At 62.0% G+C, this 14,144-nt stretch carries 14 protein-coding genes, 1 tRNA gene and 1 pseudogene; 9 read left to right on the forward strand and 7 right to left on the reverse strand.

Translation table 11 applies throughout. The annotated features are described in order from the left end of the window. Both MOV63_RS13470 and ppdK read left to right on the forward strand, forming a co-directional pair. Nucleotides 1-1,113 (forward strand): annotated as a pseudogene (locus tag MOV63_RS13470) (chromosome segregation protein SMC); the annotation flags it as partial. 441 nt (nt 1,114-1,554) lie between these two features. Beyond that, on the forward strand, nt 1,555-4,227 hold the full coding sequence (gene ppdK / locus MOV63_RS13475; protein ID WP_247034195.1) for a pyruvate, phosphate dikinase: 2,673 nt from the start codon (nt 1,555-1,557) through the stop codon (nt 4,225-4,227). Between the two features lie 16 nt (nt 4,228-4,243). On the opposite strand, the gene MOV63_RS13480 is transcribed toward ppdK, so the two are convergent. Continuing rightward, nucleotides 4,244-4,531: a type II toxin-antitoxin system RelE/ParE family toxin gene (locus MOV63_RS13480; protein ID WP_247034196.1), complete on the reverse strand. Its 288-nt coding sequence runs from the start codon at nt 4,529-4,531 to the stop codon at nt 4,244-4,246. Then, nucleotides 4,524-4,712, reverse strand: coding sequence for a hypothetical protein (locus MOV63_RS13485; protein ID WP_038584365.1), 189 nt, complete (start codon nt 4,710-4,712; stop codon nt 4,524-4,526). Before MOV63_RS13485 ends, MOV63_RS13480 begins: the two co-directional genes overlap by 8 nt. A gap of 116 nt (nt 4,713-4,828) precedes the next feature. On the opposite strand from MOV63_RS13485, the gene MOV63_RS13490 reads away from it, so the two are divergent. Beyond that, on the forward strand, nt 4,829-5,260 hold the full coding sequence (locus MOV63_RS13490) for a GNAT family N-acetyltransferase (protein ID WP_258719190.1): 432 nt from the start codon (nt 4,829-4,831) through the stop codon (nt 5,258-5,260). 89 nt (nt 5,261-5,349) lie between these two features. Then, on the forward strand, nt 5,350-5,709 hold the full coding sequence (locus MOV63_RS13495) for a VOC family protein (RefSeq protein WP_247034197.1): 360 nt from the start codon (nt 5,350-5,352) through the stop codon (nt 5,707-5,709). A 3-nt stretch (nt 5,710-5,712) separates the two neighbouring features. Here the strand turns inward: MOV63_RS13495 and MOV63_RS13500 are convergent, their stop codons facing one another. The 3 genes from MOV63_RS13500 to MOV63_RS13510 all read right to left on the reverse strand — a co-directional run bounded on the left by MOV63_RS13500 (nt 5,713) and on the right by MOV63_RS13510 (nt 7,954). After that, nucleotides 5,713-7,077 (reverse strand): PQQ-dependent sugar dehydrogenase, encoded by a 1,365-nt coding sequence (locus MOV63_RS13500; RefSeq protein WP_405029332.1) that lies wholly within the window; start codon nt 7,075-7,077, stop codon nt 5,713-5,715. Continuing rightward, nucleotides 7,074-7,550, reverse strand: a complete 477-nt coding sequence (locus tag MOV63_RS13505; protein WP_247034198.1) for a DUF2231 domain-containing protein — start codon at nt 7,548-7,550, stop codon at nt 7,074-7,076. Before MOV63_RS13505 ends, MOV63_RS13500 begins: the two co-directional genes overlap by 4 nt. A gap of 125 nt (nt 7,551-7,675) precedes the next feature. Continuing rightward, nucleotides 7,676-7,954, reverse strand: a complete 279-nt coding sequence (locus MOV63_RS13510; RefSeq protein ID WP_247034199.1) for a hypothetical protein — start codon at nt 7,952-7,954, stop codon at nt 7,676-7,678. 109 nt (nt 7,955-8,063) lie between these two features. Here MOV63_RS13510 and MOV63_RS13515 point away from each other — a divergent pair, with 109 nt between their 5' ends. Continuing rightward, nucleotides 8,064-8,957, forward strand: a complete 894-nt coding sequence (locus MOV63_RS13515) for a DUF1499 domain-containing protein (protein WP_247034200.1) — start codon at nt 8,064-8,066, stop codon at nt 8,955-8,957. A 102-nt stretch (nt 8,958-9,059) separates the two neighbouring features. On the opposite strand, the gene MOV63_RS13520 is transcribed toward MOV63_RS13515, so the two are convergent. After that, nucleotides 9,060-9,971, reverse strand: a complete 912-nt coding sequence (locus MOV63_RS13520) for an MBL fold metallo-hydrolase (protein ID WP_247034201.1) — start codon at nt 9,969-9,971, stop codon at nt 9,060-9,062. Nucleotides 9,972-10,187: 216 nt separating this feature from the next. Beyond that, a complete protein-coding gene (locus tag MOV63_RS13525) occupies nt 10,188-10,544 on the reverse strand; it encodes a hypothetical protein (RefSeq protein WP_247034203.1) in 357 nt (118 codons plus the stop codon). A gap of 283 nt (nt 10,545-10,827) precedes the next feature. Here MOV63_RS13525 and MOV63_RS13530 point away from each other — a divergent pair. The 4 genes from MOV63_RS13530 to MOV63_RS13545 all read left to right on the forward strand — a co-directional run bounded on the left by MOV63_RS13530 (nt 10,828) and on the right by MOV63_RS13545 (nt 14,088). Continuing rightward, a tRNA-Pro gene (locus tag MOV63_RS13530) sits at nt 10,828-10,904 on the forward strand. A gap of 463 nt (nt 10,905-11,367) precedes the next feature. Then, entirely contained in the window at nt 11,368-12,039 is a 672-nt protein-coding gene (locus MOV63_RS13535) for a hypothetical protein (protein ID WP_247034204.1), read from the forward strand. 29 nt (nt 12,040-12,068) lie between these two features. After that, on the forward strand, nt 12,069-12,842 hold the full coding sequence (locus tag MOV63_RS13540; protein WP_247034205.1) for a hypothetical protein: 774 nt from the start codon (nt 12,069-12,071) through the stop codon (nt 12,840-12,842). Nucleotides 12,843-13,062: 220 nt separating this feature from the next. Next, nucleotides 13,063-14,088 (forward strand): LacI family DNA-binding transcriptional regulator, encoded by a 1,026-nt coding sequence (locus MOV63_RS13545; protein WP_247034206.1) that lies wholly within the window; start codon nt 13,063-13,065, stop codon nt 14,086-14,088. The last annotated feature ends 56 nt before the right edge of the window (nt 14,089-14,144 follow it).

Consider the following 14,144-nt stretch of genomic DNA (forward strand, 5'->3'; position numbering starts at 1 on the left):
CTTGCCGCGATCGCGCAGGAGCGCGCCTCCTGGACGGCTCGGGCGGCGAGCGCCGCCGATCATATCGAGAGCCTCAGAGAACGTGAGGAAGAGGCCCGCGAAGAGATCGCCGATCTCGAAGCCGCGCCCGAGGAATTCGACGACAAGCGCCGTGCGCTGTTGACCGAACTCCAGAAGGCGGAGGAGGCCCGCCGCGCCGCTGCCGATCGGCTGGCCGAGGCGGAAACCTATCAGCGCGAAGCCGACCGGATCGCCGTCGTTGCCCTGTCCGAACTCGCCGAATCGCGGGAGAAACGCGGCCGTGCCGAGGAGCGCCTGGTGTCGGCGGCGGAAAAACGCCACGAGAGCGAGGTCCGTATCCGCGAAACGCTCAATGTCCCGCCGCACGAGGTCCTGCGGCTGGCGGGCCTGAAGCCCGACTCGACGCTGCCCGACGTCCGCGAGATCGAGCGCGAGGTCGATCGCCTGCGCATGGAGCGGGAACGGCTTGGGGCCGTCAACCTGCGCGCCGACGAAGAGCAGAAGGAGCTTTCCGACAAGCTCGACAACCTGATGCGCGAGCGCGCCGACGTGATCGACGCCATCCGCAAGCTGCGCGGCGCAATCCAGAGCCTCAACCGCGAAGGCCGCGAACGGCTGCTGGCCGCCTTCGACGTGGTCAACGAGCAGTTCCAGCGGCTTTTCACCCATCTCTTCGGCGGCGGCACGGCGGAGCTGCAGCTGATCGAATCGGACGATCCGCTCGAGGCGGGCCTTGAAATCCTCGCCCGCCCGCCCGGCAAGAAGCCGCAGACCATGACGCTATTGTCTGGCGGCGAGCAGGCGCTGACGGCGATGGCGCTGATCTTCGCCGTCTTCCTCACCAATCCGGCGCCGATCTGCGTGCTGGACGAGGTGGATGCACCGCTGGACGACCACAATGTGGAACGCTATTGCAATCTCATGGACGAGATGGCGGCCTCCACCGAAACTCGCTTCATCATCATTACCCACAATCCCATCACCATGGCCCGCATGAACCGCCTTTTCGGCGTGACAATGGCTGAACAGGGCGTTTCTCAGCTCGTTTCCGTCGATCTGCAGACCGCGGAACTGCTGCGCGAGGCGAGCTGAGCGGGTCCGGTTGAGGCGGGTTGACCGTTCCGTCGCACATGATTTTTGCCAGTCATTGACGAGGATCAATTTTCAACTTTATGTCTCCGGTATAAATTTACCTGCATCTACGTAGAATCACCCATATGGGGGATGTAATTTTCGGATTATTGTTGTTTTGTTGACTGTGGAAGTGGAACGCGCCTGAGCGTCCATACGCTTCGCAGTCCGACTTGAAAGTTCCCACCCCCCGTCCGGGTTTCCTGTCCCGGGCGGAAAGCTTTGCGGGGCCGCCTGTGATCCGGCCCCGCAAAGCTTTGTTTTTAAGCGCTCCCAAGCCCGTTTCGGAACCGCATTCGACCGCTTTTGTTGCGGCGCAACATAATCCTGCCCATATCCGTTTCCAAACCGTCATAAAACTTGTAGTTATGCGTAAAAGACTGCGACGGGTGGAGAGCAGCAATGTCGAAATGGGTCTATCGCTTCGGCGGCGGCGAGGCGGAGGGCCGCGCCGCGGATGTCGAGCGGCTGGGCGGCAAGGGCGCCAATCTCGCCGAGATGGCAAGCCTCGGCCTGCCTGTTCCTCCGGGACTGACCATCGTCGCCGATGCCTGCGTTTTCTATTTCAACAACAACAGAACCATTCCCGATGACCTGAAGACGCAGGTCCTCGAAGGGATAACCGTCATCGAAGGCCAGACCGGACGCGTCTTCGGCGGCAAGGTCAAGCCTCTGCTGCTGTCGGTGCGCTCCGGCGCCCGCGCCTCGATGCCGGGCATGATGGACACCGTCCTCAACCTCGGCCTCAACGACGAGACCGTGCAGGCGCTCGGGCACGATGCCGGCGATGCGCGCTTTGCCTGGGACAGTTACCGCCGCTTCATCCAGATGTATGCGGATGTGGTCATGGGCCTCGACCACGAGATCTTCGAGGAGATCCTGGAAGACGAAAAAGCCCGCCTCGGCCACGACTACGACACCGATCTTTCGGCGGTCGAGTGGCAGCATATCGTCAGCCTCTACAAGAGGATGATCGAGGACGAGCTGGACACCAGCTTTCCGCAGGATCCGCATGTGCAGCTCTGGGGCGCCATCCGTGCCGTCTTTTCGAGCTGGATGAACCCGCGCGCCGTGACCTACCGCATGCTCCACCGCATTCCGGAAGAATGGGGCACGGCGGTCAACGTCCAGACCATGGTGTTCGGCAATCTCGGCTCGTCGTCTGCGACCGGCGTCGCCTTCACCCGCAACCCCTCGACCGGCGAACGGGAGCTCTACGGCGAATTTCTGGTCAATGCCCAAGGCGAGGATGTCGTCGCCGGCATCCGCACGCCGCAATCGATCACCGAAGAGGGGCGTATCGCCTCCGGCTCGGAAAAGCCGTCGATGGAAAAGCTGATGCCGGAGGCGTTTGCCGCATTCAAGGCGATCTGCGACCGGCTGGAAATCCACTACCGCGACATGCAGGACCTCGAATTCACCATCGAGCGCGGCAAGCTGTGGATGTTGCAGACACGCTCCGGCAAGCGCACCACCCGCGCGGCGATGAAGATCGCCGTCGACATGGTGGAGGAAGGCGTCATCACCGAGGAAGAGGCCGTCTGCCGCATCGAGCCGCCCTCGCTCGACCAGCTTCTCCACCCGACCATCGATCCGCGCGTCGAGCGCCACGTGGTCGGGTCCGGCCTGCCGGCTTCCCCCGGCGCTGCGACCGGCGAGATCGTCTTTACCGCCGAGGAGGCGGTCGAGGCGGAGCACGAAGGCCGCAAGGTCATCCTGGTGCGCATCGAAACGAGCCCGGAAGACATCCACGGCATGCACGCCGCCGAAGGCATTTTGACCACCCGCGGCGGCATGACCAGCCATGCGGCAGTCGTCGCCCGCGGCATGGGTATTCCCTGCGTCGTCGGTGCCGGCTCGATGCGCGTCGACATGCGCAACGAACTCCTGATCGGAAGCGGCGGGATGACGCTGAAGCGCGGCGACACGGTGACGATAGACGGTTCGTCCGGCCAGGTGCTGAAGGGTGCGGTGCCGATGATCCAGCCGGCGCTGTCGGGCGATTTCGGCAAGCTTATGGCCTGGGCCGACAAGACCCGCCGCATGACCGTGCGCACCAATGCCGACACCCCACAGGACGCCCGCGCCGCCCGTTCCTTCGGGGCCGAAGGCATTGGCCTCTGCCGCACCGAGCACATGTTCTTCGAAGGCGACCGCATTCATGTGATGCGTGAGATGATCCTTGCCGAAGACGAGAAGGGCCGCCGCGAGGCGCTCGGAAAACTCCTGCCGATGCAGCGCTCGGATTTCATCGAGCTGTTCTCGATCATGCACGGCCTGCCGGTGACGATCCGCCTGCTCGATCCGCCGCTGCACGAATTCCTGCCGAAGACGGAAGCAGAGATCGCCGAAGTCGCCAAAGCGATGGCGATGCCGCCAGCCTTCCTCGCCCGCCGCATCGACGCCATCCACGAGTTCAACCCGATGCTCGGCCATCGCGGCTGCCGGCTGGCGATCTCCTATCCTGAAATTGCCGAAATGCAGGCGCGCGCCATCTTCGAGGCGGCGGTCGAGGCCGGCAAGTCGACCGGCGAACCGGTCGAGCTGGAAATCATGGTGCCGCTCGTCAGCCTGCGCAAGGAACTGGATTACGTGAAGGGCGTCATCGACCGCGTTGCCGAGGATGTCGCCAAGGAAACCGGCGTTCCGATCGCCTATCTCGCCGGCACGATGATCGAGCTGCCGCGCGCCGCCATCCGCGCCCACGTGATCGCCGAAACGGCCGAGTTCTTCTCCTTCGGCACCAACGACCTGACCCAGACGACCTTCGGCATGTCACGCGACGATGCGGCGGCTTTCATCCCCACTTATCAGAGGAAGGGCATCATCGAGCACGACCCGTTCATCTCGCTCGATTTCGACGGCGTCGGCGAACTCATCCAGATGGCCGCCGAACGCGGCCGCCGGACCCGCAACGACCTGAAGCTCGGCATCTGCGGCGAACACGGCGGCGATCCCGCCTCGATCCGCTTCTGCGAGAATGCCGACCTCGACTACGTCTCCTGCTCGCCCTTCCGCGTGCCGATCGCCCGCCTTGCGGCGGCTCAGGCGGCGATCGAAAGGAGGAAGGGATGAGCCAAGGGTTCATCCCCTATTTCAGATGGTCCGGCCATTTTCGAGACGCGTGAAATATGGCCAGTATCTCCGCTCGTTCGCGAAGACGATAAAACGCGATATAGGGGGTGCCGGCAATGGTGAGGCGCCGTGTATCTCCATCCGAAGTCAGTCGGCCGACTTTCGGGTGCCACGCCAGCATGGAAACAGCTTCCACGATGCGGCGAACCACGTTTTCGGCAGCCTGTGGATTGTCGAGTGCGATATAAGAGCCGATCTCATCGAGATCTTGCAGCGCCTCGTCCAGCCAGACGAGTTCATCCATTGGGGATGAATTTGCGGATCACCGCGCGCACCGTCTCGGCGGAAGCAAATCGTCCGTCATCAGCCGACTTTTTTCGCTCTGCCAGTTTTTTGACCTGCCACGCGTGCAGGTCGTCGGCTGCCTCCGTCGGCGCCGGCGAAATAGCATCTTCAATCGAGATTGGCTTCTGCGGTTCGCTCATGGAAGGATCATGGCAGATCGAATCGGCTTTTAAAAGCCGATTGGGGATGTTTATGTCATGCCGGCCGTCGCCGAAAAAACAAATAGGCGTTCGGAAATGCAGCCGAGGAGACCATCATGAACCAAGTCACCGTTCTCGCCGTGCCCGTCTTCAGCACGCTCTGCAACGAGGGTTTCCGCCTCCGCCGGGAGGTCTTCATCGTCGAGCAGAACGTGCCCGCTGACATGGAGTTCGATGCCGACGATCTGACCGCCTTCCACTTCGTCGCCGTTGTTTCGGGCGAGGTCTGCGGCACGCTGCGGGTCATCTATGCGGAAGATCATGCCAAGATCGGCCGGGTCGCCGTCACCAGCCCGTGGCGCGGCAAGGGCGTCGCCAGTGCCATGATCCGCGCTGCCATGGAAGCGCATGGAGAAGCCCGCGGCAACCGCTTTCATCTGGCGGCCCAGAGCGACAAGATCTCCATGTACGAACGTTTCGGCTTCAAGGCCTATGGCGAAGAATTCTTCGACGTCGGCATTCCCCATTACGACATGAAGAATTTCTGAGGTCCGCCGTTTTCCGTTTCTGCCCGTGGGGGTTTAGGACGACGACCTTCCCGTGTTAGCTTATCCGCCGGGAGCGACAGGGAGGAAACATGCCGCGCTTGGACCACGTCAACATTCATACGCGCGACGCCGATGCGATGGTCGCGTTCCTGGGCAAGGTGCTCGGGGCCGAGGAAGGCTATCGGCCGCCCTTTTCCGACCCGGGCCGCTGGCTTTATCTCGACGGCCATCCCTTCATTCATCTGAGCATCGTCACCCGTGACGACGATTTTCCGCCCGGCATGTTCAACCATGTGGCTTTCGGCTTTTACGATCATGACGCCGCCGTCGAGCGGATCACGGCGACCGGTTACCGCTTTGAACACGACGCCATACCCGATACCGATATCGGCCAGATCTTCGTCTATGGTCCGGAAGGCCTGAAGATCGAGCTGCAATACCGCCGGTGATCGTCATTTCACCGCTGCCGTCTGCTGCGCACCGGTGACGCGCCAGACCGTATTGCCGGCGTCGTCGGCAACCAGCAGCGCGCCAGCCTTGTCGACCGCGACGCCGACCGGCCGGCCGCGGGCCGCCTCGTCCTTGTTGAGGAAGCCGGTGACCACGTCTTCCGCCTTGCCGTTCGGTTTGCCGTCCTTGAAGGGCACGAACACGACCTTGTAGCCGTTGAACTTGTCGCGGTCCCAGCTGCCGTGTTCGCCGACAAACGCACCGCCCTTGTATTTGGCCGGCAGAGCATCGGCGGTGTAGAAAGTCATGCCCAGCGGCGCCACGTGCGAGCTCAGCGCATAATCCGGCGGGATCGCCTTGGCGACCAGGTCCGGCCGCTGCGGCTGCACCCGCGGGTCGACATGCTGGCCGTAATAGCTGTAGGGCCAGCCGTAAAAGGCACCGTCCTTCACCGAGGTCATGTAGTCCGGCACCAGATCCGGCCCGAGCTCGTCACGTTCGTTGATGACGGCCCAGAGCGCATGGGTGGCCGGCTCGAACGTCAGCCCGTTCGGATTGCGAAGGCCGGTCGCGAAGATCCGCGAACGGCCGCTCGCCCGGTCCACCTCCCAGATCGCCGCCCGGTCCTTCTCCGCCTGCATGCCGTTCTCGGCAATGTTGCTGTTCGAGCCGACGCCGGCATAAAGCATCGAGCCATCTGGGCTTGCCACCAGGCTCTTGGTCCAGTGGTGGTCGATCGGGCCGCCCGGAAGCTCGGTCAGCCGCGTGCCGGGATCGGTGATCCTGGTGTCGCCGGTATTGTAATGATAGCGCATGATCGCGTCGGTATTGGCGACATAGAGGTCGCTGCCGACCAGCGCCACGCCGAATGGCGAACTGAGGTGATCGAGAAACACACTCTTGGTTTCCGGCTTGCCGTCGCCATTGGCATCGCGCAGCAGGGTGATGCGGTTGCTTTCGCCGCCTTCACCGCCGCCGCCCGTCGTGATCGACTCGATCCAGCCCATCACAAGGTCCTTCGGCCGTTTGACAGGTTCGAGCCCGGGCGCCTTCGATTCCACCACCAGGATATCCCCGTTCGGCAGCGTATAGAGCGAGCGCGGATGCTGAAGCCCGGTCGCCATCGCTTCGATCTTCAGCCCGGCCGCTACTGTCGGCGTTTCGCCGGGCTTCCAGCCAACCACCTTGGCGAGGTGCATCGGCGGAAACAGATATTGCTGCGGTTCTGGAAGCACGGGGTTGGGGCCGACCTGGCTCATCGGATCGAAGTCGTCGGCGGCCTGTGCCGCCACGAGGAAGGTCGAGGAGAAAAGAAGCGCGACAGCGGCGGCGCGTCCGGCGCCTCTGGAGGAAATCATGGACATCATTCGGTTACTCCTACGCCATGGCGATAGACCATCGACCAGCCGAGCCAGCCGGTGACGATCAGGATCACGACCGTGACCGCCGAGAGCGTCAGCCCCCAGGGCACGACCGAGGTCCAGGCATCGCGTGTGTGGATGAACATGTTGATCGTGGCGATGACGAGCACGATCAGGTTGCCGATCACATGCGGCCAGGCGGGGCGTTGGCTGCGGATCGCCCGGTCGCCGATGAAATCGACAAGCCCGGCGATCGCCGCGATCAAGCCGAGAATAACGCCGGCGCTGATCAGCCAGGCGGAAAAATTCGCCCACATCATCTCCGCACTTCGCCAATAGGCGATATCGGTCAGAAGCGTGCCGACGAAACACGCGATCGGGAAGGGCACCAGCATCGGATGGATCGGATGTCGGGCAATGCGGGCCGTCGAATGGGGGGAATGGGAGGTCGTGGAATAATGGGTGGGCGAATGGGCCATGGGAAACGTCCTTCAAGCCGTCGACTTATTGGGAGACCCAAACAATTCGACAGCAGAAGAAGTTCCCGGCGGGCGATCGCGCCTGCGTTTCGGCGATCGCCCGCAAAACTTCTACGCTTTTTCGCCTAGCGCCGCTCCACGATCACCCGGCGTTCGACCACCATCGGCCGCCACATCATCGCATCGGCGCGGGACTGCATCGAGCGCCCTTCGGCGCGGCGGTCGAGTTCGATATCGAGCATGCAGCGCGCCATCGCGTCCGTGCCGCGCCTGAAGCCGTAGCTGGCGCAGGTGGTCTCGTCCGCCGCACGGCGTTCCTCCGGCGTCATCGTCTGGCAGCCGGCCAGCAGGGCGCCCAGCGGGGCAATAAGCGAGGCGATGAGGAGAAGGCGGTGAGGGCGCATGAGATGAACTCCTTTTCATTCGGCCGGGCTGCAACCTTGGGATTCCATTCCGGGCGAAGCTGTTTTACACAGGAGCGAGCGCTTTTGCCATGGAGCCTTTGCCGATCCCATGCCCGTCCGTTTTGTCCGGCCCGTTTCCCATTCGGCCTATACGGCCCGCAGGCTGGCCTTCTCGGCTCTGGCGCTGTTCGTGATCGCCGCGCTGGCACATCGTTTCGGTCCCCTGGCGACTCCGGATTTCCTGGCTCTGCTCTTTCTTTCAGCCGCGATCGCCGCCGTTTCCGTGCCTCTGTCGCTGATCGGCCTGATGCGGCTCTGGCAGGTCGGCGCAAGCGGCGGCGTTGCGGCGACGAAAGGGCTGATCTATGCGGTGGTTCCGCTCGCGGTGGTGGCGACCGGCGCCTTCTATTATTTCACCCTGCCGCCGCTCTACGACATTTCCACCGATATTGCCGACCCGCCGCCATGGGTCGCTGAGCCGAAGGCTAGCCAGAAATGGCTGCCGCGCGCGACGGTGATCACGCCTGCCGATCGGCGGGTCCAGTTCGCCGCCTATCCCGGCCTCACCGGCAGGCGTTACGAGGGCGCGCTCGACCGCGTCTACCAGGGTGTGCAGAAGGCGGTGCTTTCCGCCCGCATCGCGATCACGAAGAAGGAAGGCGTCGAGCTGATCGCGCCGGATATCTCCCAGCGTCCCGCGCCGCAGGACGAACAGGCGCCGGTGCCGGACGTGGCGCCGATCCCGCTGCCGCGCCCGGAACCCTCGCTCGCACCGGTTTTCGTCAATTCCGGCGATGTCCTGCTGCAGGGCGAGGCCCGCACCCTGATCCTCGGCCTGCGTTTCGACCTCGTCATCCGGCTGCGGGAAGAGGCCGAGACGACCTCGGTCGATATCCGGGTCGCCTCGCGCTACGGCCCGCACGATCTGGGAATGAGCCAGGCGATCGCCGAGGATTTTCTTGACCGGCTCGATACCGAACTTCTGGGAATCGCCGGGAACTAAAGCATGTCGGGCAAAAGTGTGCAGCGGTTTTGCGATAACGACATGCGGAGAAACTAAGGATTTGAAGCGGGTCATGCTAAATCCGAAGGATTGCGGCACGCTTCAAGCCGGCCAGTAAGTACCCGCAAGCGACGGCGGGCCTTCGGTCAGCACGCGGCCTTTCTCGACCAGGTCTTCCAGATGCGCAAGCACCGAAAGGGCCGCCGCTCCATGCAGGCGCGGATCGGTGCTGGCATAGATCACCTTGACCATGTCGGGGATCAGCCGGTCACCGGCCTTGATGCGCTCCAGCACGGCGCGTTCGCGCATGCGCCGATGGGTGCGAAGCCCGCGCAGGAACGATCCCGGTTCCTTCACCGGCCCGCCATGGCCCGGAAAGAAGATCCGGTCCTCGCGCGGCAGCAGCTTTTCGATCGAGGCCATGAAATCCGCCATCGAACCGTCCGGCGGCGCGACGATTGTTGTAGCCCAGGCCATCACGTGGTCGGCGGAAAACAGGACGCCGGTTCCTTCCAATGCGAAGGCGGAATGGTTGGCTGTGTGGCCCGGCGTATGCACGGCCGACAGCGCCCAGCCGTCGCCTTCGATCACCTGGCCATCCGCGACTATGATATCGGGCACGAAGCCGGTGTCGGCGCTTTCGGCGAACGGGTTGACTTCGCCCGCATGCAGCGGCCGCGAGGCCCGGTGCGGGCCTTCGGCAACGGTCGGCGCCCCGGTCTCCTGGCTCAGCCGACGGGCAAGCGGGGAATGGTCGCGGTGCGTGTGGCTGATGAAGATATGGGTGACCTCGCGGCCTTTCAGTGCTGCCATCAGCGCTTCGAAATGCGCCTCGTTTTCCGGGCCCGGATCGATGACCGCCACCGACGAGCCGCCGACGATATAGCTATTGGTGCCGTGAAAGGTGAAGGGCGAGGGATTGTTGACGGTCAGCCGCTGCACGCCTTCGGCCACGCTGACCGGCACACCGTAGGAAGGAGTGAATTCCATATCGAAGGTAACGTCTTCCGCCATGCCGGGCCTCCGCGCCTGATGCGATATCGACGATGGCCACAACGGCGTTGCCGGTTTGCGCCACTCGGATCGCATCGATTGCGCCGTTCAAGGCGCTGGAGAGGTCTAGCACCGCTTTTGCTGCGGCGCATTCAAAAATAGCCACCGGCCGTCACCCCGTTGGGCGACGGCCGGTGGCTTTCATGACGTGGATCCGCTATCGCGGGCTCGCTCGCCTCAGCTGGCGGCCAGCAGTTCCGTGCAGTAGCTCGGGCCGTTGGCGCCCGGACGATCGGAAATGATGGTGATGTCGCGGATCACGTAGCTGGAGGAGACGGTGATCTTCGCCGTGCAGCTGACGCTGGCGCTGCGGCCGCCCTGCTGCTTGATGCGATTATAGCCGCCACGCCAGGTATAGACGGTCGTGGAACCGTCGCTGGTGTCGCTGATCGGCGGGCTGAACTTCGCGAAGAACTCGCCGGCCGAGTGGCCCACCCAGCGGCTCTCGATCGGATTGCTGGCAACGCTGACGGTGGTGCAGGCCGAAAGGGCGAGCGCGAAAAGGGCGGTCGATGCGAGGACGCGGCGGCTCATGATCGTGAAAAATCCTTCATGTCTTCTGTTGTGCCCGGGAGGCAAGGCTTTTGAGGCTTTTTGAGGCAAGTCTTTCGAGACTGCACGTAACAGATTTTTGTTAGGCTTCGCGAGGCGATGAACGCCTCTCGACATCAAATTTCTCCTGCGCCGCTTTTTTGCAACGCCCCAGTTTTCCGCCTTTCCGGAGCGAGGGCGTGCGCGATCGCGAAGCTGTCGCATATTTTTCATGAGCGGCGCTTGTGCAATGAAAAATGCTGGTCTATAGAGGCGCCGCTGGTCACGGAGTGTAGCGCAGTCTGGTAGCGCACCACGTTCGGGACGTGGGGGTCGAGTGTTCGAATCACTCCACTCCGACCAGCTGTAGCCCTTGGTATTCATTGCCAAAAAAGCAGGGTTACTAATGTTGCCCGAGCATTTACATCTAACGTTATCCCTAACGATACGATTTTGGTACGCATTAGGCTGCCAACGTAAAAAGCCCTCCGAAGAGGCGTTCGGCTCAATCATAGCCGAACCGGGCTCGGACCCCCTTGATCAAGCCGACGCCAAGTCCGACACGATCCGGCGAGGAACACGACCGTGAGCGCACCAATACCAGCGCGAGGCCCCAACCCAGTGCCAGTCGATGTGATGGGTCAGCCTAAGCTCAATAAAGAGGATGGACAGTAGGGCAAAGATCTCATGTAGTTTCTCCCAGCACTCGGAACGGGCGCTCGTGAGATAGTTTGACTTGGAAATGATAGGCGCAAATTTCGCCAGCAGGCGGCTTGCGAATACCGCTTCTACTGGTGCAATGTTCTCGCTGCGCGGAGGGGTTGATATGAGCGGCAAGGCGAAGTTCTGGACTGTAATTGTCGTTCTTTGGTTCGGCTTTATGTTCGCCTGGAACCTCTACAAACAGCGCCAGGAGGAGGCGAAGGTCGATACCTTCCGGAATACGGTTTTGGCCAGGCTGGACGCCGCAGAGAAGTCCTCGGCCACTCCAGCGCAGAAGAGCAAGCAGATTATCGATGCAGCATTTATGGACTGGGGCGCGCTGGACATCGTTAATGAACGATACCCCGATCATCCTATCCGACAACGGGCCATTGAACATGTGGCACTGGGCTACCAAGCAATCGATCCCGTTGGATCGCTACCGTTCGAACGGCTAGCCGATATTGACTGCGCGGGACGGGTCAACAGGGTCACGAAGAAGTCGGGAGGCTACACCCGGGACGACGTCATTGCGGGATGGGCGGTCGCACGGCGCGATTTGGAAACGTGGACTCCCAACGTAGCAAATGCCCGTGAGGTATCCAGCGCCTGCGAGCACCGCTTCGCGCTGATCCTGAAGCGCATCGAACCGAAGGAGACGACAACCGTGAAGGACGTCGGTGCCGTGGCGGGTAAGGTCGTAGGTGAGGTCGGAAGCTGGTGGGACAGCGCCACCAAGCCCCTGTCGGATGCTGTCGATGAATTCAAGGCTGGCTACAGTTCCGGGAAGAAGTAGTTCTTGTTACCCAGTGGGAAAAGTATCCGATGAAATCAGAACGCCTCTACCGGATTGATTTCACCACCACTGAACTCAGGCAGGTGCCCAAGCTCCATTCCGGTTTTCTTGTCACGTCGTGCTTGGCGATCAACGATATATCACTGTCCTTGAGATTGCTGCTGATGGCGTTAAACAGCAAGTCAAAGCTTTCTGCGAATGCAGATGACGCGATGACGGAGTTCGTGTTCTCCCAGCTTCAGATGATCGAGCGTGGCCTCGGAGCCAAAATCTATGAGTACCTCAACATGCTCGGGGCCTATCACACCAGATGTAAAAAGGCGAACGACACCATCATGCTTCCCTTGGTGAAGGCGACCCTGGATGAAGCCGAAAGCATATATCGCGTGGGCGATGCCTACGAGCTTGCTCAATGGTATCGGAACAATGCCTCGTCACATTATCTCGTCAGCCCTATTACCGATCTGATGATGAAGGCCGACATCGCAGAGGACCACGTTATCTACCTGGCAGAACAGCAAGGGAACGCTAACTACCTCATTGGCGAGCAAGTACTCCTCGGAAGGCTTTCCCAAGGAAGTAAGAACGGTGAGGAGATGGGCGATCTCCTCAAGAGCTACGGGAAATGGGTGGAAGACACCGCTCGGTTTGTCTTGAAAGTCCATGGGGACCTCACAGTCGAGCTATTCCAGAAGATTTTTCCGAATAAGATTGCGACGCAGTTCTCGGTGAAGCCAGACCATCATCTGGTGTCGGAAGTCACCGAGGCGACACTTCCTGTCCTGTGGTCGTTTCCGAAATAAGACCGGAGCCGGCAGCCCTCAAGGAAGCGTTTAGCTACCCGGCCGCTGGATCGGTCTTATCCACAACCCGCACTTTAGCAGGGCGAGATTATACTAGGGATCGCCATCCCGCTAATGCATCATGGCGGCGGGAACGTGTAACTTGTTGAAAGACCTTCCGGCTCAGGAACCGCTTCGGCGGTAGTGCCTGCACCTGGCAGGGGAGAGGGCCGTAAAGCGCATGCCGCCTAGACGCGCCAGATCGGAACGGGTGACCCTGCTCGATGTCGCCAATGTTCTCGGAATCAGCTCGATCACCGTGTCCCGCGCCCTGCGAGAGCCGGAAAAGGTGTCCGAACCGCTTCGGCAGAAGATCCTCCGCCAGGTGGAGCAGATGGGTTACGTGCCCGATCTTGCCGCCCGGGCGCTCGCAAGCCGCCACAACGGCATTATCGGGGTTCTGGCGCCGGCGCTGACCAATCATGCCTATCTCGGCATCATGAGCGGCATCGAGGAACCGGTGCGCGATACGGATTTCCGCATCCAGTATGCCAATACCAACCACGATGCGGACCAGGAATACCGTCAGGTCAAGCTTTTCCTGTCGCAGCATCCGGCCGGCATCCTGCTGACGGGATTGCAGGACCAGCGGGTCAGCGATCTGCTTGAGCGCGCGCCATGCCCGGTGGTTCAGATCGTCGATCTCAACCTGCTGCCCTCGGGTATCGCGGTCGGCATCAATCATCGCGGGGCGGCGGAGACGGCGACGCGCCATCTGCTTGCCTGCGGATATCGCCGCATCGGCCTGATCGGCGGCAGCCGCGACCTTCGCGCCCAGCGACGGCATGATGGCTATGCGCTGGCGATGCAGGAAGCGGGGCTCTACGATCCGGGCCTCGTCATGACCGAGCACAAGCAAACGAGCATGCAGCTCGGCTGCGACCTCTTCAAGCGGCTGCTGGAAACGGCGCCCGATGTCGACGCGGTATTCTGCCAGAACGACGATCTTGCGCTCGGCGCGCTGTTCGAAGCGCAACGGGCGGGACTGCGCGTGCCGGATGATTTCGGGATCTGCGGTTATAACGACCTGGATTTTGCGCTCTGCGCCGAACCGAGGCTGACGACCATCCGTGTGCCGCGTTTCCAGATGGGCTATCGCGCCACGGATCTCATCATTCGCGCCATCAACGACGAATGCCTGCCGAGCCGCGTCGTCCAGCTGCCGTTCGATCTCATCCAACGGGGCTCGACGCGGCCGCTCGCGTGACGGGGACTGACAACAAAAAAGGGACCTTCCGGCCCCTTTTCCATTTCCCGCCGATC

It is taken from the genome of Neorhizobium sp. SHOUNA12A (assembly GCF_023006505.1).
Classification (GTDB): domain Bacteria; phylum Pseudomonadota; class Alphaproteobacteria; order Rhizobiales; family Rhizobiaceae; genus Neorhizobium.

Excerpts from the sequence above, each read along its gene's own strand:
- MOV63_RS13505 (WP_247034198.1), bottom strand. The coding sequence starts at position 7,550 with ATGGCCCATTCGCCCACCCATTATTCCACGACCTCCCATTCCCCCCAT.
- MOV63_RS13515 (WP_247034200.1), top strand. The coding sequence starts at position 8,064 with ATGCCCGTCCGTTTTGTCCGGCCCGTTTCCCATTCGGCCTATACGGCC.
- MOV63_RS13500 (WP_405029332.1), bottom strand. The coding sequence starts at position 7,077 with ATGATGTCCATGATTTCCTCCAGAGGCGCCGGACGCGCCGCCGCTGTC.
- MOV63_RS13535 (WP_247034204.1), top strand. The coding sequence starts at position 11,368 with ATGAGCGGCAAGGCGAAGTTCTGGACTGTAATTGTCGTTCTTTGGTTC.
- MOV63_RS13545 (WP_247034206.1), top strand. The coding sequence starts at position 13,063 with ATGCCGCCTAGACGCGCCAGATCGGAACGGGTGACCCTGCTCGATGTC.
- MOV63_RS13485 (WP_038584365.1), bottom strand. The coding sequence starts at position 4,712 with ATGAGCGAACCGCAGAAGCCAATCTCGATTGAAGATGCTATTTCGCCG.
- MOV63_RS13510 (WP_247034199.1), bottom strand. The coding sequence starts at position 7,954 with ATGCGCCCTCACCGCCTTCTCCTCATCGCCTCGCTTATTGCCCCGCTG.
- MOV63_RS13525 (WP_247034203.1), bottom strand. The coding sequence starts at position 10,544 with ATGAGCCGCCGCGTCCTCGCATCGACCGCCCTTTTCGCGCTCGCCCTT.
- MOV63_RS13490 (WP_258719190.1), top strand. The coding sequence starts at position 4,829 with ATGAACCAAGTCACCGTTCTCGCCGTGCCCGTCTTCAGCACGCTCTGC.
- MOV63_RS13495 (WP_247034197.1), top strand. The coding sequence starts at position 5,350 with ATGCCGCGCTTGGACCACGTCAACATTCATACGCGCGACGCCGATGCG.
- MOV63_RS13480 (WP_247034196.1), bottom strand. The coding sequence starts at position 4,531 with ATGGATGAACTCGTCTGGCTGGACGAGGCGCTGCAAGATCTCGATGAG.
- ppdK (WP_247034195.1), top strand. The coding sequence starts at position 1,555 with ATGTCGAAATGGGTCTATCGCTTCGGCGGCGGCGAGGCGGAGGGCCGC.
- MOV63_RS13540 (WP_247034205.1), top strand. The coding sequence starts at position 12,069 with ATGAAATCAGAACGCCTCTACCGGATTGATTTCACCACCACTGAACTC.
- MOV63_RS13520 (WP_247034201.1), bottom strand. The coding sequence starts at position 9,971 with ATGGCGGAAGACGTTACCTTCGATATGGAATTCACTCCTTCCTACGGT.